This window comes from Burkholderia sp. EMB26, assembly GCF_024730645.1.
Classification (GTDB): Bacteria; Pseudomonadota; Gammaproteobacteria; order Burkholderiales; family Burkholderiaceae; genus Burkholderia; species Burkholderia cenocepacia.
On sequence record NZ_CP078070.1, the window covers coordinates 202,618 to 220,313 of the forward strand.

General features: G+C 64.9%; 20 protein-coding genes. 6 read left to right on the forward strand and 14 right to left on the reverse strand.

What is annotated here, in order from left to right:
* Nucleotides 1-94: 94 nt before the first annotated feature.
* Nucleotides 95-871, forward strand: a complete 777-nt coding sequence (locus tag KU887_RS00955; RefSeq protein ID WP_258252038.1) for a site-specific DNA-methyltransferase — start codon at nucleotides 95-97, stop codon at nucleotides 869-871.
* Here the strand turns inward: KU887_RS00955 and KU887_RS00960 are convergent.
* The 12 genes from KU887_RS00960 to KU887_RS01015 form a co-directional block, all read right to left on the reverse strand.
* Nucleotides 851-1,318: a phage virion morphogenesis protein gene (locus KU887_RS00960; RefSeq protein WP_258252040.1), complete on the reverse strand. Its 468-nt coding sequence runs from the start codon at nucleotides 1,316-1,318 to the stop codon at nucleotides 851-853. The two genes, KU887_RS00955 and KU887_RS00960, sit on opposite strands and share 21 nt — an antisense overlap.
* Nucleotides 1,318-1,734, reverse strand: coding sequence for a phage tail protein (locus tag KU887_RS00965; protein ID WP_258252043.1), 417 nt, complete (start codon nucleotides 1,732-1,734; stop codon nucleotides 1,318-1,320). Before KU887_RS00965 ends, KU887_RS00960 begins: the two co-directional genes overlap by 1 nt.
* Nucleotides 1,727-1,960 (reverse strand): Rz1-like lysis system protein LysC, encoded by a 234-nt coding sequence (gene lysC, locus KU887_RS00970; protein WP_258252045.1) that lies wholly within the window; start codon nucleotides 1,958-1,960, stop codon nucleotides 1,727-1,729. Before lysC ends, KU887_RS00965 begins: the two co-directional genes overlap by 8 nt.
* A complete protein-coding gene (gene lysB / locus KU887_RS00975) occupies nucleotides 1,848-2,288 on the reverse strand; it encodes an Rz-like lysis system protein LysB (protein ID WP_258252047.1) in 441 nt (146 codons plus the stop codon). Before lysB ends, lysC begins: the two co-directional genes overlap by 113 nt.
* Nucleotides 2,285-3,094, reverse strand: coding sequence for an N-acetylmuramidase family protein (locus KU887_RS00980; RefSeq protein WP_258252048.1), 810 nt, complete (start codon nucleotides 3,092-3,094; stop codon nucleotides 2,285-2,287). Before KU887_RS00980 ends, lysB begins: the two co-directional genes overlap by 4 nt.
* A complete protein-coding gene (locus KU887_RS00985) occupies nucleotides 3,091-3,363 on the reverse strand; it encodes a phage holin family protein (protein WP_258252050.1) in 273 nt (90 codons plus the stop codon). Before KU887_RS00985 ends, KU887_RS00980 begins: the two co-directional genes overlap by 4 nt.
* A gap of 1 nt (nucleotide 3,364) precedes the next feature.
* Nucleotides 3,365-3,709, reverse strand: coding sequence for a phage holin family protein (locus tag KU887_RS00990; RefSeq protein ID WP_258252053.1), 345 nt, complete (start codon nucleotides 3,707-3,709; stop codon nucleotides 3,365-3,367).
* Nucleotides 3,710-3,724: 15 nt separating this feature from the next.
* Nucleotides 3,725-3,931, reverse strand: coding sequence for a tail protein X (locus tag KU887_RS00995; protein WP_258252054.1), 207 nt, complete (start codon nucleotides 3,929-3,931; stop codon nucleotides 3,725-3,727).
* Nucleotides 3,931-4,410 (reverse strand): head completion/stabilization protein, encoded by a 480-nt coding sequence (locus KU887_RS01000; protein ID WP_109342956.1) that lies wholly within the window; start codon nucleotides 4,408-4,410, stop codon nucleotides 3,931-3,933. Before KU887_RS01000 ends, KU887_RS00995 begins: the two co-directional genes overlap by 1 nt.
* A gap of 99 nt (nucleotides 4,411-4,509) precedes the next feature.
* Nucleotides 4,510-5,199 carry a terminase endonuclease subunit gene (locus KU887_RS01005; protein WP_258252057.1) on the reverse strand — a complete coding sequence of 230 codons (690 nt, stop codon included), beginning with the start codon at nucleotides 5,197-5,199 and terminating at the stop codon, nucleotides 4,510-4,512.
* A complete protein-coding gene (locus KU887_RS01010) occupies nucleotides 5,196-6,206 on the reverse strand; it encodes a phage major capsid protein, P2 family (protein ID WP_258252058.1) in 1,011 nt (336 codons plus the stop codon). The genes KU887_RS01005 and KU887_RS01010 overlap by 4 nt, the downstream gene beginning before the upstream one ends.
* A gap of 35 nt (nucleotides 6,207-6,241) precedes the next feature.
* Nucleotides 6,242-7,033, reverse strand: a complete 792-nt coding sequence (locus KU887_RS01015; protein WP_212261542.1) for a GPO family capsid scaffolding protein — start codon at nucleotides 7,031-7,033, stop codon at nucleotides 6,242-6,244.
* Nucleotides 7,034-7,177: 144 nt separating this feature from the next.
* Here KU887_RS01015 and KU887_RS01020 point away from each other — a divergent pair, with 144 nt between their 5' ends.
* The 3 genes from KU887_RS01020 to KU887_RS01030 all read left to right on the forward strand — a co-directional run bounded on the left by KU887_RS01020 (nucleotide 7,178) and on the right by KU887_RS01030 (nucleotide 11,192).
* Nucleotides 7,178-8,947 (forward strand): terminase ATPase subunit family protein, encoded by a 1,770-nt coding sequence (locus KU887_RS01020; protein ID WP_258252060.1) that lies wholly within the window; start codon nucleotides 7,178-7,180, stop codon nucleotides 8,945-8,947.
* Entirely contained in the window at nucleotides 8,944-9,999 is a 1,056-nt protein-coding gene (locus tag KU887_RS01025; protein ID WP_258252062.1) for a phage portal protein, read from the forward strand. Before KU887_RS01020 ends, KU887_RS01025 begins: the two co-directional genes overlap by 4 nt.
* 707 nt (nucleotides 10,000-10,706) lie before the next feature.
* Nucleotides 10,707-11,192, forward strand: coding sequence for a hypothetical protein (locus KU887_RS01030; RefSeq protein WP_258252064.1), 486 nt, complete (start codon nucleotides 10,707-10,709; stop codon nucleotides 11,190-11,192).
* A gap of 759 nt (nucleotides 11,193-11,951) precedes the next feature.
* On the opposite strand, the gene KU887_RS01035 is transcribed toward KU887_RS01030, so the two are convergent.
* Both KU887_RS01035 and KU887_RS01040 read right to left on the reverse strand, forming a co-directional pair.
* Complete coding sequence (locus tag KU887_RS01035; protein ID WP_258252066.1) at nucleotides 11,952-12,338, reverse strand: hypothetical protein; 387 nt, start codon at nucleotides 12,336-12,338, stop codon at nucleotides 11,952-11,954.
* 112 nt (nucleotides 12,339-12,450) lie between these two features.
* Complete coding sequence (locus KU887_RS01040) at nucleotides 12,451-13,263, reverse strand: TIGR04255 family protein (protein ID WP_258252068.1); 813 nt, start codon at nucleotides 13,261-13,263, stop codon at nucleotides 12,451-12,453.
* Nucleotides 13,264-13,827: 564 nt separating this feature from the next.
* On the opposite strand from KU887_RS01040, the gene KU887_RS01045 reads away from it, so the two are divergent.
* Together KU887_RS01045 and KU887_RS01050 are read left to right on the forward strand one after the other, a co-directional pair.
* A complete protein-coding gene (locus KU887_RS01045; RefSeq protein WP_062911075.1) occupies nucleotides 13,828-15,447 on the forward strand; it encodes a TIGR04222 domain-containing membrane protein in 1,620 nt (539 codons plus the stop codon).
* 239 nt (nucleotides 15,448-15,686) lie between these two features.
* Nucleotides 15,687-17,693 (forward strand): tetratricopeptide repeat protein, encoded by a 2,007-nt coding sequence (locus tag KU887_RS01050; protein ID WP_258252072.1) that lies wholly within the window; start codon nucleotides 15,687-15,689, stop codon nucleotides 17,691-17,693.
* Nucleotides 17,694-17,696: the final 3 nt, after the last annotated feature.

The following is a 17,696-nucleotide window of genomic DNA, read 5'->3' on the forward strand; positions in this document are numbered from 1 at the left end:
CGCGCGAGCAAACGTGCGTCGACAATCGGCGTTACACGCTCAACGACGTGTGTCGCACACGTCGCGGGTGTCCCTTTCACGCTGCCTCTGAACCATGACGATTCACATTTCCGACGCCGCGCCCGCGGCCGACATTACCCCAATGCTCAACCGGCTTCATCGCGTCGACGCGCTCGCCTTGGCGCGCACGCTGCCGGATCAGTCCGTCGACCTGGTATTCACCGATCCGCCGTACGCGTCGGGCGGCCTGCACCTGTCCGCGCGAACGCGTGCGCCGAGCCAGAAGTACATCAACAGCGACACGAAGGCGGTCTATACAGACTTCGAAGGCGACAACATGGACCAGCGCGCCTGGGCGTTCTGGTGCCATGCCTGGCTGACTGAATGCCGCCGCGCGATGAAACCCGGCGCGCTGCTCGTTTGCTTCATCGACTGGCGCCAGCTCGCGACGTTGACGGACGTGGTGCAGGCGGCCGGCCTGACTCTGCGCGGTATCGCCGTATGGGACAAGACGCCGGGTCGTACGCGGCCGCGTCGAGGCGGGTTCGCGCAACAGGCTGAATTCATCGTATGGGCGAGCCGCGGACCGATGAACGACAGCGACGTGTACCTGCCGGGCGTGTTTCCGACGCGCCTGGCACTACCGAAGCAGCACGTAACGGAAAAGCCGATCGAGCTGGCGCGCGACGTGGTGCGTCTGGTGCCCGATGGCGGTGTTGTGTGCGACCTGTTTGCCGGTTCCGGGACGTTCCTGGTGGCCGCGCGCGAAGCCGGCCTGCAGTGGGTCGGATGTGAGACGAGCCAGGCGTATCACGCGATCGCGTCGACGCGCCTGGCTGCCGTAAATGATTCAGCGGTTGAGGTAGCGTAGTAGCCGGTCGCGCACGAGTTCGCGATCGGCCGAGCTAAAGCCGAGCACGACACGAACTGGATATTGCGCGAGCGGGCCGCCCGGTTCGACGGGGGCCTTCTGGCCTTCCTGGTGAACGCGCACGATGCGCGACAGGCGGTCGTCGAACCCGATCGCAAGCCCCGTGTCGTCGACATCGATCCTCAGATAGCGGGCGGTACGCAGCTTGCGAAACATCGCCTGCCGCTTGATGCGGCCGACCTTGGCGCGCAAGCCCTTGCCGCCCTTCTTGATCTTGCGCGGTACGTACGCGCTGCCGTCCGGGTTCTGCTGCGCGGCGACGCGCGACTGCTGCGCGCGACGCATATCGCGCCCCAGCTCGCGGAATAGTCGCCGGCGAGCTGCCGGCGCCAGCTTCGCGAGCAGCCCGCCGGCCCATTTCTCAAGCGCACGCAGATCGTTGTCCATCACGTCACCCATTGCTCGGCCGCGTCGTCGACGTGTTCGACCGTGAGGCGGCCGCCTGCGTCCGTACTGACCACAACGCTTTCCGTGAGCTTCAGTTTGATCGCGAGGTCGACGGCATCGTTTGCGAGGATGTCGGCGATGAACGTCATGCCGTCGCGGCGCTGGTCGGCGTTGGTTACGAGGTCGGGCTGGTTCGCGCGTGCCCATTCGACGACCGCGATCATCACGTCGTCGGCGCTGCCGATGAAGTCGCGAATGAGAATCTCGCATTCGTACCGGTATTCGAACGACGGCGTGCGGGTGCCGGTCGCAACGATGTGGCCGTCGTTGATGAAGACGACGAGCAGGTCGGGCGCAGCGGCGAGCTGCGGGAGCGCCGCGACGAGCGCGGCGCGTAGGCTGGTCGGCTTAATCATGGGCGGCCGCCTGCGGATTCGTCTGACTGCGCGCCTGGCACGCAGCAATCATGTCGACTTCGGCCGCACAGCGCGCCCATGCCGCCCGCGCGACGGTCAGCGCGTCGCTCAGATCACCGTTCGTCTGTGGATGCGTCTCGGGCAGGGTGCAGCGCGTCACCGTCGCGCACGCGTTGAGCGTAATCGTCGGCGCCGGCGAAGGCGGGGCTGCTGTGCAGGCGCACAACGTCGTCAGGCAGGCGAGTAGCAGCCCACGCGCGAACGGCTTCGTTCTCATCGATGAGTCTCCGGAGTTGCGATTGATACGCGGCGAGAGTCGTGTCGACCGCGCCGCGTGTGCGGTCGAGCTGCGCGCGCTGCTGGTCTTTCTCGCGGGCATCCGTGAGCAGCCGGCCGATGATCGCGTCACGCGCGCCTACGTCCTGTTTCGCTTGGCGGGCGGCATCCTGTGCCGTGGTGAGGCTTCCCTGCAGCGCGCGCACATACTGCGCGCCGGCGGTCGCCACGACGAGCGCCGCGAGCGCCAGCCAGAAGCGAAGGCCCGGCATACTCACGCGGCCGCCTTCGTGCCGGCGTAGCGCTCGTACGCCTGGGCGAGCTTCGCGTTGTAGAGGTTGCGGGCGTAGTCCGGGCCGTTGTAGCCCTTCGCGAACGCCGCCCACTTCCGGTTCTTCAGGGCGGACAGCAGCGACGAGTCGGCCGCGACGAAGCGCACAAACCCGTCGAGCTGGTCGCCCTCGCTCGTCTCCATCCGTGCGACGAACTCGTCGATGCTCGCGTAGCCGAGGCGCTTCCAGTGGTAGCCCATCACCTGGAACGCGCCCCAACTCGCCGATTCATATGCCGATGCCGCGTGGATGCGCGCGGCGGTGTCGAGCCGCACGTATTCGGCGCCGCCGCCCTGGTAGCCGCCCGGCTTCTGGCTGACGACGTTCGGAAACTGCGCGGCGTATCGGGCGGCGTCGTCCGCGCCGATGCTGTCGACGAGCTGCCGGTACATGACATGCCGCTCGAACAGGATCACGGGCCGACCGTCCGCCAGGAAACCTGAGCCGCGCGATTCGACTTCATTGACCGCGCGTACGCACGCGGGGGACACGCCGAGCTTGTCCGCGGCGCGCGCGATGTCCGCTTCCGTCAGGTGTTTGCGGTCGCGCTGGCCAGCCGACAGCACGGCATACGTGTTCGGCCCGGCGATCCCGTCTACGACGATCCCGGCCGCGGCCTGTAGCGCCTTCACGGCCTGCTCGGTCGCTTCGTCGTACAGGTGGGATACGTCGAGCGCGTAGCCGGCGCGCGCGAGACGTTGCTGCAGCAGGCCGACTTCGGCGCCGCGGTTGTTGAAACGGAGAATATTCATGATTCGGTGCTCCGAAGAAGGCGCGCGACGTTGCCGCGCGCGAGGTAGACGAACAGGGCCAGCAGCACGGCCTGCACGGCTTGGAAGAAGCCGACCGGCTTCGGATGGATGAGCAGCTCGATGGCTGAACCGCCGGAAATCGCGACGATCAACCAGGCGGTCCAGGCGACGTGCAAACGGTGCCGCGCGCCGTTCTTCCGGTAGGTCAGCACGCGCAGGATGACGGCGAGGTGCGCGGCGAGCGCGACCAGGGCAAACGACAGGTGCATGTCATTTCCCCCTGCGGATCAGCGCGCCGAAGTCGATGTCCTTCACGCGCTCCATCAGCGTCAGCGTGACCGTGATGACGAGCGCGGCGGCGAAGAACGCAGCGACGCCCGACGAGCGGACCGGCACGAGGTGGGTGATTTCCGGCGCGGTCAGATAGCCCATCACGAGCGAGATGAGCATGTACGCTGCGCGCCGGCCGATGCCGAGGTCTTTCGACGTGACGACGACGAGCGCCGCGCCGGCGAACGCGCCGATCAGCGCGTCGCCGTCGATGCCCGGCGCGATGCCGGCCAGGCCAATCGCGGCGGCCAGCGCTGCGGCGGTAGTGGTGTTCGGTTCAGCCATTCGGACAATTCCAGGTCAGTCAAACAGTTGCAGGAGGGTCTTCGTCTGCTCGATCGTGTTCAGTTCGGGCATGTCGACGACGATTCCCATCGGCAGCACGACGCCCAGCTCGGCGAGGCCGGGATTCATTTCCAGGACCGCTTCGACGGTGCCGGCCGTGCTGGCGTAGTGCCGCCAGCAAAGGGCGTCGAGCGTTTCACCCTGAAGCGTGGCGACCTTCATCAGATCAGCTCAACCGTCGAGCGCGCGACGCCCAGGATGTCGCTGATGGCCCACCGTGCGTTGCGGCGCGACTCGTCGGCGGTCACGGCCAGCTCGGCCGCCACCTGGCCGCCGCTCTTCGTCGAGTCGAAGCCGCGGTATTTCTCAGTCACGTCCGCGTGCGCCAGGTGGTAGACGGCGCGCCGGTAGCGGAACACGTGCACGGATTCGCCGTCGACGCGCTCGGCCGGCACGTCGGCGAGCGACGCGGCGCCCGCTGCCCGTTGCCGGGCGCGCCACGCGGCCAGCTCGTCGTTGACGGTCAGCATTGCGTCGCGCGCGGCGTGGTGCAGGCGCTCGCGCGTCACGGTGCCGTCCAGGCGCATCGCGTCGCGCAGCGCCGACAGGTCGATGTCCGGGAAGAATCCGTCGTTCGTCAGCGTGCCGTCGATCGGCGACGCCGCGACGGCAGGTGCAGCAGTGGCAACGAAACTGTTCATGGTCGATTCGGGGAGTGATGGCGGTGGACCGAAGGTCAGGACCTGTGTCCGTCAGGCGTTGGGCCGTGCCTTCGGTGCCGCCATGCCGGGGTGGGCTCTTTACGTGCCTTCGGTGCCGTCGCCCGGACGGCCCGCGGCTTCGATCAGCTTCGAGAGCCGATCGATGTCCTTTTTCACGCCGACGCGGTCGTTCAGCGACAGCGCGCGGCGCAGATAGTCGAGGGCGCGCGGCAGGTCGGCGTCCTGTACGGCGTAGCCGAGCGCCTTGCAGAGCTTCGCGCGCACCTGGTCGTGCATGTCCGCGTCGGCCGTCAGCTCGTCGACCAGTTGGAGGCTGGCGGCGTCGAATGTGCTGCGCTCCAGGAACGCGGTCAGCGCGGCATCGGCGAACTGCTCGGCGACGACGGAGGCGAGCGACCGTTCGAACTGGTCGGGTAGGGCGAGGCCGTGCGTGAGCGCGTAGGCGGCTATCGCGAGAGCGCCGTCATAGTCGCCGGCGTCGATGCGCCAGACCATGACGGTCACGAGTACGTCGTCCTGGGCGCCGCGGCCGCCGTTCAACACGCCCGCCACGTAGTCGGCATACTCCGGCAGCAACTTCCGCTTCAGTTCGACCTTGCGGGCGACCGACTGCACACCCTTCAGGGCGCGGCGGTCGGCCGCGAGCTTCGCGAGCATCAGCTCGTACGGCGTCGCGCCGGCCATCGTCTGGCCGGGCGCCGTCGCGGCCGCAGCGCGGGCGGCCGACACACGCGCGAAGTGCGCGCGAGCGGGCGTGTTGATCGTCATGCAGCCACCAGTTCGATGTTTTCCGCGACGCAGCCGCAACCGAAGTCTTCGACGACATACGCGTCGTTCGACGACTCGTAGTTTTCGATGCGGTCGCGTTCCGGCACTTCCTTCAACGTGCGCCGGCGTGCACCTTCCTGGTAGTAGATCGACAGATTCGACAGCTTCGTCACCATCAGGGTGCGTTTCGGGACGAATGGCACACGCACTGCAGGCAGGTTGCCGATGCGCTTCTGGCTGACGATCAGGTCGGCTGCGAGCCGCTCGGTCGGTGCCTGCGTCGCATTGACGATCGGAAAATACTTGTCGTGCAGCAGCTCGCGGCCGCAGATCACGACGAGCCCGGTGTCTTCCTGGAACCACGGGTCGATCATCGACGACACGATGTCCATCACGAGCGCGTCGATGTTCTCGTAGTCGCCGCCCTTGCCGACGACCACCTTGCCCTCCGTCTTGCCTTCGTGCAGCACGCGTTGCGCCGCGCGCTCGCGATACTGCTGCAGCCAGCCGATGTTCACGTCCTGCAACAGCGGGTTTGCCGTCTTGTCTGTGGTGGCCGCCGCCTTCACGCCGTTCCAGCCGATCATGATCCGGTCGAGTGCGGCCTGGTTCACGATCACATCGCGGATGCGCTGTTGGAAGTCGGGGAACTTCGCCCAGGCGTCGAGCTTGCGGTACGGGATGGCCGTGTCGTAGTCGGTTTTCTCGCAACGGTAGCGGTTGCTGTCGAGCGCCGTCGGGTCGACCGGCTGGCGCGCGGTCTTCGTGGTGTCGGTGCGGCTCGCGATCGGGCCGGATACCGACAGGCCGAGCTTTTCGCCTTCCAGCTCGGTCACGGGCAGGATGTTGATGCTCTTCAGGAACGCGCTCGATTCCTGGATTTTGGTTTCGAGCGTTTGCTGGACGGACGGTTCGACGGCGAACTTATTCGACACGTCGTCGGTGTCATTCAGCTTGGCGATTTGCGCGGCGTACTTCCGGTACGCCTGGCGCGTTTCCTTCTTCATGAGGTGGATTCTCCGGGGTGTAAGCGTGGAAGGGGTCAGCAGTCGGTCACGAGCTCTCCGGTCGAGCCGGTGGACGGCTGGCGCCGGGGCGCGCCGTTGTCGGTGGTAGAGAGCTTTGCGGTCAGCGCTTCGACGGCGGCGACCGCTTCGTCGGCGCGCTTCTGTGCGGCGGTGAGATCGACGCGCAGCGCAGCGATGTCGCGGCCCTGCTGGCTGGCGAAGCCAGCGACTTCTTCGACAGCGCGGCGCACGTCGGCGTCGCGCTGGTCGTCGGTGGTGCGATTGCGCGCGAACATGCCTTTCACGATGGACAGCAGGCTCGTCGATTCGGGCTCGCCTTCGAACTCGATCGCCGTTTCGCATGCGGCTGAGAAGAGGTTGTTTGAACGGCGTGCAGCGAATTGCAGGGCTTCGGTGCCGAGGCTTGCCGGGTCGTCGGTTGCGGCCAGGCCGACCAGATACGCTTCGCCGATGTCGGCGAAATCCGGGTTGACTTCGATCGACGTGAAAATCTTCTGCCGCTTCTTCGACAGCGCGACCAGTTCGTCGGTCGGATCGAGCTGCGCGTACAGCCCCATCTTGCCTTTCAGCGGGCCGTCTTCGATCTCGGTTGCCTTCAGCGCGATCACGTCGCCGTATGCGCCGAAGGGCGAATTCGTGGACATCGGTGCCCAGCCCTTGATGTGCTCGACATTCAGACGTGCGCCGTACAACTCGCGGTTGTAATTCTTCGCCATCTGCGTGAGCCATTCGCGCTTGATCTCGCGACCGTCGACGGTCGCGCCTTCGACCGCGACGCGGAAAAACTTCGTTTTGTTGGTTGCCATAGAGAGAGGTCGAACCGTGGGTCAGTGAATGTGGTTCTCATGTTCGACCTTCACGCGCTACGGCTCAACGAACGGCGTGTGTTGCTCGCACGGGTACGTAGTGCTTCGCGTGATCGCGCGCGCGCGTCGCCCTACGCTTGCCGCATGCTCGAAACGACCAATCCAATTCAACGCGAAGCGAATGTGCGCCAGATCGCGCGTTCGCTCTACTGGCAAGGCTGGCGCATCTCATCGATCGCGCGGCATCTCGAACTGAAGCCGGCGACCGTGGCGTCGTGGTGCCGTCGCGACAAGTGGAAAGAGGCGACGCCGATCGAGCGTATCGAGGTTGCGGCCGAAACGCGTCTGATGGTCCTGATTGCGAAGGACAAGAAGGACGGCGCGGACTACAAGGAAATCGACCTGCTCGGCCGACAGATCGAGCGACTCGCACGCGTGCAGAAATACGGAGAGACGGGGAAGGAAGCCGACCTGAACCCGAACATCGCGGCGCGCAATGCCGGGCCGAAGCGTAAGCCGCCGCGTAACGAGATCAGCGAGGAACAGCACGAGCGGATCGTGGCGGCGTTCCGCGAATCGCTGTTCGACTACCAGAAGGTCTGGTATCGCAACGGCGATCAGCGTACGCGCAACATACTGAAGTCGCGGCAGATCGGCGCGACCTGGTATTTCTCGCGCGAAGCGTTCGTCGACGCGCTCGAAACCGGCCGCAACCAGATTTTCCTGTCGGCCAGCAAGGCACAGGCGCACGTCTTCAAGCAGTACATCGCGCAGTTCGCGCGCGACGCGGCCGACGTGGAACTGACCGGCGATCCGATCATTCTGCCGAACGGTGCGATTCTGTATTTCCTCGGGACGAACGCGCGCACGGCGCAGTCGTATCACGGCAATTTCTATTTCGACGAATACTTCTGGGTTCCGAAGTTTCGCGAGCTGAACAAGGTCGCGTCGGGTATGGCGATGCACAAGCGCTGGCGCAAGACCTACTTCAGCACGCCGTCGAGTATCACGCACGAAGCGTACGCGTTCTGGAGCGGCGCGCACGCGAACCGCGGCCGCGCGGCCGGCGATCGCATCCAGATCGACACGAGTCACGAAGCGCTCGTGCGCGGCATGCTGGGCGCGGACGCGCAGTGGCGCCAGATCGTGACGATTCTGGATGCGATGGCGGGCGGCTGCGACCTGTTCGACATCGACGAGCTGCGCCGCGAATACAGTGCGGAGGAATTCGCGAATCTGCTGATGTGCGCGTTCATCGACGATTCGCTGTCGGTGTTCAAACTGGCCGACCTGCAGCGCTGCATGGTCGACTCGTGGGAGGAATGGGCCGGCGACTTCTCGCCGCTGCTGCTGCGTCCGTTCGGCTATCGCGAGGTATGGGTGGGCTACGATCCGGCGCTGACCGGCGATTCGGCAGGTCTCGTCGTCGTGGCGCCGCCGCGCGTCGAGGGTGGGGCGTTCCGCGTACTCGAGCGTCACCAGTTCCGCGGCAACGACTTCGAGGAACAGGCCGCGGCGATCGAGCAGATCACGCAGCGCTACAACGTCGGTTACATCGCAATCGACACGACAGGCATGGGGCAGGGCGTCTATCAGCTCGTGCGCAAGTTCTACCCGGCCGTAGTCGCCTTGAACTACTCGCCCGAGGTGAAAACCCGCCTCGTGCTGAAGGGGCAATCCGTCATCCGCAATGGCCGCCTGCAATTCGACGCGGGCTGGACCGACCTGGCCGCCGCCTTCATGGCGATCAAACAGACCATGACGCCGAGCGGTCGACAGGCGACATTCACGGCCGACCGAAACGACGAGACCGGCCACGCGGATCTAGCCTGGGCCTGCCTGCACGCGATCGACCGCGAGCCGCTCGCCGGCGGCGACATCAATTCTTCATCTTTCACGGAGTTCTATTCATGAGCAAGCGCCGATCGCGCGCGCCGCGCACGTTCGCGGCCGCGTCGGATTCGAGCGCCGCCGGTGTTGCGCCGGCGCGCGCCGAGGTCTTCACCTTCGACGATCCCACGCCGGTCATGAACCGGGCCGAGATTCTGGATTACGTCGAATGCTGGTCGAACGGCGATTGGTTCGAGCCGCCCGTCAGCTTCGCCGGCCTGGCGAAGTCGTTCCGCGCCAGCACGCACCACAGCTCCGCGCTGTACTTCAAGGCGAACGTGCTGGCGTCGACGTTCCGGCCTCACAGGTGGCTGTCGCGGCATGCGTTCGAGCGATGGGCGCTCGACTTCCTGACGTTCGGCAACGGCTACCTGGAACGCCGCCGCAATCAGCTCGGCGACACGCTGCGGCTGGAACCCGCCCTGGCGAAGTACACGCGGCGCAAGGCCGATTTCAGCGGCTTCGTGTACGTGAACGGCTGGCAGGACAAGCACGAGTTCGAGCCGGGCAGCGTGTTCCAGCTCATGCGACCGGACATCAACCAGGAGGTGTACGGCCTGCCCGAATATCTCAGCTCGCTTCATTCGGCCTGGCTGAACGAGTCGTCGACACTGTTCCGGCGGAAGTACTACGAAAACGGCAGTCATGCGGGCTTCATCCTGTACATGACGGACGCGGCGCAGAAACAGGAGGATGTCGACAACATGCGCACGGCGTTGAAGAACGCGAAGGGGCCGGGCAATTTCCGCAACGTGTTCATGTACGCGCCAGGCGGGAAGAAGGACGGCATCCAGCTCATTCCCGTGTCGGAGGTCGCGGCGAAGGACGAGTTCTTCAACATCAAGAACGTGACGCGCGACGACCTGCTCGCCGCGCATCGCGTGCCGCCGCAACTGCTCGGCATCGTGCCGAGCAACTCGGGCGGGTTCGGCACGCCGGACACTGCGGCGCGCGTGTTCGGCCGGAACGAAATCAAGCCGCTGCAGGCGCGCTTCGCCGAGCTGAACGACTGGATCGGCGAAGAGGTCGTGTCGTTCGACGATTACGAGATTCCGCCGGCGCCGGCGGCCGGGTAGCGCACTCGGCGATTCGAAGTCGTGCGGCAGGGCCGCGCACCGGGCAACCGGGCGCGGCCCTTTTTGCGTTTGGGGTCGGCGCGATCAGAGGCGCTACAGCGGGTTGGTCGGCGCGGGGTGCGTTAGGGTCGGACGCCGTCCGACGAGGGCCGCAGGGAGGCTGTCGTGCGGCCGTGCAGGGCGTCCGGCGGGGTGGGGAGGGGGCAGGGAAGCCCGCGCCGAGCCGGCCGCTGCGCGGTCCCCTCCCCGCCTGCGGGCTTCGCTTGACAGGGCGGTTTTAGTGCACTGGGCCGACCAGCTCGGCGGCCCTTGTGGTGTGGGGTTCCGGGAGATTCGCGGCGCGCCGAAATCGTGCGTTCTGGTGCGCGGCGATGCGAACTCATGCGCCGATGCGCGCAGTTGTGACCCCGCCCCCCTACCCGCAAAAATGAACGGCTTTTATGCATTCATGCGCTCGGCGCTCGGGGCCGCCGGGCGCGGGCTGCGTCGAGGCCAGCGGACCGATTCGTCTATGCAGTTTTATGCGCCTTGGTTATGCAACGTCGTGCGGATGCAAACTTCATGTACGCTCCAGCCATTCAAATACGTGCGGGGGGATTATGTTGGCAGCGTGCGAGGCGCAAGCCATTTATTTTGCATTGACCGGGCGTACGCCTGCGTCGGCGGTCACATTGGCAATCGGTCACTCGGACTTCACCGGAGCGGGAATGCCTGTGGCGCAATCCATCGGCTTTGAACTGGTGAAGGGGCTGCCGGCGGCAGTGGTAGCGCTACTCGCTGCCATCATCGGCGGACTGATTGCATGGCGGCAATATCGCGTCGCGAGGGCGAAATTGAACCTCGACCTGTTCGAGAAACGCTACGAACTCTTTATGGTCGTCTGGGCCTTTGCATCTACTGTCGTTCAAGGTGGGTGCGACCAGCTTCACGCACCGGAGCGGCGCGAGATGACGAACCTCATACCCAAGATCGAGTTCTTGTTCGGCCGAGACCTAGCGGAATACGTGCGCCATCTCAATGCCCAACACGCTTCCTTGTGGGCCATCCACCAGGAAGCGAAGACAAATAACAATGTCATCCCGCCTCAGCATATAGAAGCCCACAATGCCATCATGAAGTGGTTTGCTGACGAGGCATTGGAGGGCGTGAAGCAGAGGTTTGGCCTGTACCTGAATTTCGAACAGTGGCATTGAACGGGGCAGCGCCCCAGTATGCAATTACCCGCCCCGGTTAAGCGGGCCCCTGAGGTTGCGCGAAAATCATAATTTGCTGCTTTCGCGGGCAGATCGTATTGAGAGCCGTGTCTGCAGAAGCGGCCCCCACCTGAACGTCGGCGTGGACAGCAGGGCGTTGATTTGGCGGGAGTAGCGCAGCTCCAACAGCCTCATACGGCCGCACTCGGAGGCCTCCGACGTTTTTGCGTACTGCATCCACATGTTCTTGGGACGCCCCACGACGTGCGAGTTCCGTGCATACGGTTTCGCCCCACGCCACATTTGCTGGATCGGAGGGCCAATTTTGGTAGTTCACAAGCGGGATTGAAGCGGCCCGAAACACCTCCACAACAAAAGTCGTGCAGGTCAGCCCATCGCTACCTCGAGGCGGCTTATAAGAACCATTGGCGGAAAATGATCCTTTCGCTGCGATTGCTGCTAAGCCGTAGTTTATTTGCGGTTTTTTTTTGGATACTGCGCGGACGACGGCCACCAACTGCTTGGATGCGCTGGGCGGCAAGGTAACGGTCGCGCATGCCCAACAACCCTGTACTTCTTGCGGGATGGTGTCGACCTGCAATTGCTGATGCCAAGCAAGGTGTGTGACTTTGGGGCCGTCATGCGCGGAATGGAACGCGATACCAAGATGCCCGGTGCCAAACGCCCCCCGAGTAAAAGCGATCGCGACTTGATCCCTCGTAAAAGTGGCGCCCTGTAAGCTCTCAAATGGCATGCGGATTAAACGTTGATCAGACCATACAACGCATCTTCAGGCGGAACGCCCGAATTCCCAAGTGCAATGCGCGCGCTTTCCAGTGCCGCATGCCACCCAGCAATTTCGTCGCGCCATGGCGAAGTGGCGCGCAAAGCCGCAGCCAAATGCTCACCTTGAATCTTGGATGCATCCACATGCTCGAACGAAATTACTGAAGGTCCGAGCGTATCGATAGCTTCGTACACAGCGCTAACGGTTTCCGACAGATCGTCGACATCAACCGAAGCAGTCGGATCGAAAACGAACCGTTGCCATTTCTGCGTAACCGACAGGCGAACAGGCACTTCTACCACTTCGGCCAACATCGATTCGTCGAACGAGTCCGAAGTACCCTGCTCGAACGTGACCATCCAGTCAATGTGGTCCGTCCATATGGGCGCAGTAACAAATTGCCTCAATGAAATGTTAGGCCTATAGGCATTAGCAGTCTGCCGTGAACGCACATATTGAAGCGGTTGAGAATCACTTAGGTTGTGGGCTAAGAGCATCGTGTAATCTCCCCGTAATGCAGCGTCGGAACAAGGCGCCTGCGTTGTTATGTAGCTTTTCGAGCGTGTCTCGAATGACCGCGGAATCGCGAACCATATCCGCGCAAATTGCATCTTCGGTAAAGAAGTCGGCGTCAATCAGAAATGCACGACGCTGACGATCGATGGACCAAAGCATCGAACTCTGCAGCAGGAGCATGCAATCATCCAATCGGAGTATCGACTGGGAAAGCATGTTTCCTACATCGCCGTCATCAGGCGCAAACTCATCAACCAGTGCGTTGGGAGCCAACGGTCCAAGCAGGAATGGCTTCACCAACTCGTGCCATGGCACGCCGGCTAAATTCAAATTTTCTCTTTCTATCAAGTCCTTGTAACGCAGCCCGAGCCGCTTGGGGACCGCGTTCGGGTAACAGCTCGCGAGGATCGCAATTACTTCAAGAAGGCGAGGAAGAAAATCTTCCCAGCTTTCATACTTCGTCGTCGTAAGCGCCACGAAGTCCGAACATAGAGTTACTTTCGTAGTGCTGTCAGCGGTCGCGAAGTGATAGAGCTTCCCTGGTTGTGGCGGCAGGACAGGTACGTTTACCGGACCCGAAGTATGCAGCGTTAAGGCGAACGACTGTTCGATGCTTCGCTCAGGGTACGAACTGCTGGAGAGCGAGTTCTGAAATTCAACCGGTTCACGAGACTCCCAATCGGGAAGGCGATCGAACCGCAACTGACATACAACCTCCGCAAGGGGGTTGTTGGCATACCGAACCCTATCGGATCGAGCAATTTTCATTCTTGAATGTACGAAACCAAGGGGCGGGAAGGTGCGCAGAACGTCGTCTTCGACGCACACAGCATCAGATGTTACGAAAAATGTAGCACAAGTTCGCGACGATTTTAGTGCGATATCGGGCCAATCCTGCCTCCTTTTCGGAGGACTGCGGTCGGATTCGACGAATTCGGGCGTCCGTGAAGTACATATGTGGACGCAATCAACAAAAATATCCACTTTCGACGCGCGTGAATGGGAGAGCAGCGCGGCAGCGGCCTGGCGTCCAAGCGCTTAACACTACAGTCAAATTGCACCTTGGTTGAGCTCGATTGGCCTTGATTGACCTTGTGCAGCCTTGGGTTTGCAGTTTGCGAGTCGCGCAAGGCCTTGATTTTAAAGGGGGTGTTGTGCGCCGGTAGAGCTCCGAAGGCAGGGGTTGCTGGTTCGATCCCGGATGCGCTCGCGATTGCCGCACGGCGATTTTGCGTGGGCGTGCCGACGCATTTGCCGGTGTGCGAGAATCGCCCACAACGACCACTCCAAGCGTCGATCGCGGCGGCCGTCCGCGCATCGCGCCGACTCCCGATGGCTGCCATTCCGTCTACCTCGACCGCAGTCGCTGCCTGCCCGCTGACCGATGCGCAGCAGGCGCTGCTCGCGCGTCTGCACGCGTATTCCCCCGACGATCCCGACGCGCCGCTGCCGTACAGCCGGCGCCTCGCCGACGCCGAAGGCTGGTCGCACGACCACGCGCTGGCCGTGATCGACGAATACAAGCGCTTCGCGTTTCTCGCGCAGGTGGCCGGGCATCCGGTCACGCCGTCGGTCGCGGTCGATGCCGCGTGGCATTTCCATCTGCAATACACGCTCGAATACTGGGACGTGTTCTGCGCCGGCGTGCTGCGCGCGCGGCTGCACCACATGCCCGGCACCGGCGCGCCGGACGAGGCCGCCGTGTACGCGCAGCGCTATCGCGACACGCTCGACAGCTATCGCCGGCTGTTCGGCTGCGAGCCGCCGGCATCGATCTGGCCGCGTCCCGTCGACCGGGCAGTCGAGGGCGGGGCGGAGGTCGAGACGCAGCAGCCCGAGCGCATGGTCGCCGTGGCGCCGCGCCGTGCGTGGCGCGACCGTCTGCCGAAACTCGTGTGGCCGGCGGCCGCCGCCAGTGTCGCCGCGACCTGCGCATCGGCGCAGGATCTCGACGTGCTGGACTACACCGGGCCGCAGTTTCTCGCGTTTTACGTTCCGGCCTGCGTTGTCGCGTTGTTGTTGATCGTCGCGTTGCATGCCATCGAATTTCGCATCCGGCGCTGGGGCCGGCGCACGCGCAAGGCTTCGTCCGGGCTGAGCGCCGACGAAGTCGCCTATCTCACCGGCGGCGAAGCACGGGTCGCGCAGGTCGTGACGATGTCGCTCGCGCATGCGGGCGCGGTCGATCTGTGGAGCGTTCACCTGCAAGGCAGCTACGTGAAGATCGCGGATCTGGAACGCGCGGGTCGGTACGACGACTACTGCGCGTGGCTCAACGAGCAACCGTCCGGCACCGTGCGCTACGGCGTGTTTCGCGAGCGGCTCGCGAGGTATGCGCAGGAGGTCGTCGACGGGATGCGTGCGCAGGGCTGGTTCTGGGCGCCCGGCGAGTTGCGCGCGTCCCGGACGGCCGCGCGCGCGATCGCGCTGCTCGTGTTCGGCACGGGCGCCGCGAAGCTTGCGGTCGGTTTGAGCCGCGGGCGGCCCGTGCTGCTGCTGTGCATCTGCATGGCGGTGTTCGCGATCGCGTACCGGATCGTCGCTGGAAGGCTGACCGGCTTCCGGCGCGGCGGCCCAACGGCGGCCGGGCGCGCCGCGTTGCTCGAGCGCAGGAACGCGCACGATCCGCGGGCTGCGCGCGACGCGCGGCACGTACGCAGCGCGCAGGGAGCGTCCGGGACACGCGACGCCCAAGGTGACGATCCGGATCCGTTGCTGTGGACCGCAGCGCTGTTTGGCGCAGGCGCGCTGGCCGGTACCGTATGGTCGGCGTATGCAGGCCCGGTGCTGGCCGCGTCGCGGATGCCGTCGGTCGCCGCGGCGAAAGCGGGCGGTGGCACTTCGTTCGACTCGTCCGACGGCGGCGGCGCGTCGTCGAGCTGCAGTTCGTCGAGTTCGTGCAGTTCCAGCTCGTGCAGTTCGAGCAGTTGCGGCGGGTGTTCGTCGAGCTGAGCGGACGGCCGGTGTCGTTCAGCGAGGCCCCGCCACGCACGGGGTGACGGGGCCATCGCCCGAACAACCGCATGGAATGGGCTCAGATCGTCGCATCGCGTGCGTGCATGCTTCGGTAACCTGTCAATCGACGCTCTCCGTGCCGAAACGGTCGCCCGGGCGCGACACGCGTCGCGCATGCCGGGCTGCCGCCGTGGCGGCCGGACGCGATGACTGTCCGCCGCTTTGCCCAGCCCTCCATGACGACGCCAGCTTCCGACGTTTCCGCGTGCGTTCGACACGCCGCGACCTTGTGCCAGAACGGACAGTTTGCCGACGCACTGTCGCTTGTCGCGCCGCAGCTCGACGCGCCAGCGGTGGACGTCGCGGCGCTGCACGTCGCGGCCGTCTGCGCGCTCGGCCTGAACCATCTGGCGGACGCAGAAGCCTCGTGGCGGCGCGCGATCGATGCGATGCCGGCGTTCGAGCCCCCCTACGACGGCCTTCACGCGCTGCTGATGTCGCAGGGTCGCTTGCCCGACGCCGAAGTGATCCTGCGCCGGCAGCTTGCCTGCGTCGCGCCGTTGCGCGCGTCGCACCATCACCGGCTCGGCAAGGTACTCGAAGCGCTCGGCCGGCTCGACGAAGCCGAGCAGGCGTTCGGGCAGGCCCTGTCGATCGAGCCGCGGTCGCCCGACGTGCTGACCGATTTCGGCAACCTGCTTCGCGTCCTTGCCCGGTCGGCGGAGGCGGAACTCGCGTACCGGCTCGCGATCGCGGTTCGCGCCGACCACGTACTCGCGCACGCGAATCTCGGCGCGATCCTCGTCGACATGCAGCGGCTGCCGGAAGCGGAGGCGGCGAGCCGGCAGACCATCGCATTGTGTCCCGATCATCCGGAAGCGCATTACAACCTCGGCGTCGCGCTGCAGAACCTCGATCGCCTGCCCGAAGCGGAAGCGGCCTATCGCGACGCCATCCGCTGCCGGCCCGGCCTGCCGCAGGCGCACAATAATCTCGGCTGCGTCCTGCGTGCGCAGGGCCGCCACGACGAAGCGGCCGTCGCGTTTACCGACGCGCTGGCACTCGCGCCGCAGATGGCCGAGGTGCACTACAACCTCGGCACGACCTTGGCGCATGCGGGCCAACTCGACGAAGCCGAACGCGCATACCGTCGCGCGCTCGAACTGCGTGCCGATTATGACGACGCGCGCTTCGGGCTGGCGACGCTGCTGCTCAGCCGTGGACGATTCGAGGAAGGCTGGCGCCGCTACGAATCGCGCTACGAGCAGTCGACGTTCGTGCACCGACGAACCCGCGAGGTGCTGCGGTGCGCACAGTGGCGAGGCGAGCCGCTGGCCGGCAAGACGCTGCTCGTGTGGCAGGAGGACGGCCTCGGCGACATGCTGCAGTTCAGCCGTTATTTCGCGGAATTTCGCGCGCGGCAGGCGGCGCGGGTGGTGTTTGCGTGCCAACCGGCGTTGCATCGGCTGATGGAGACGGTCGATGGCGTCGACGCGGTGCTCGATCACGAGACGGCTACCGCGCAGGCCGCGCAATTCGATTACTGGACGAGCCTGTTGAGCGCGCCGATGCACGCGGGCACGACGCTCGACACGATCCCGCCACCGGTGCGGTTCGTACCCGATCCGGCGCGCGTCGCGCACTGGGGCGCGCGCCTCGATGCGCTGCCGCCCGGCCCGCGCGTCGGACTCGTGTGGAAAGGCAATCCGAAGCATCACAACGACGCGCACCGTTCGCTGCCTTCACTGGCATTGCTGACGCCGCTGTGGAGCGTGCCGGGCGTGAATTTCGTGAGTCTGCAGAAAGGGCAGGGCGAGGACGAAGCGCGCCAGCCGCCGGGCGGGCTGCCGTTGCTGCACCTGGGCTCGGAACTCGACGATTTCGCCGATACGGCCGCGATCGTCGCGCAACTCGATCTCGTGGTGTGCGTCGACACGTCGACCGCGCATCTGGCCGCATCGCTCGGCAAGCCCTGCTGGGTGCTGCTGCCGAATCAGGACGTGGACTGGCGATGGATGCACGACCGCGACGATTCACCGTGGTATCCGGGTACGGTGCGGTTGTTCCGGCGCGGGCGCGGCGACAGCTGGATTCAACTGGCCGAGCGGCTGCGGGCGGCGTTTGCCGCGCATTTCACGGAGCAGTTCGTAAAACCCGACGCCCCGTTGCCCGCGTCCGTCAGTGCGCGTCGAATGCCCATGGCATGCGTCGGCGGAAATGTCGGCGGAGACGGCTTGCGATAGCGT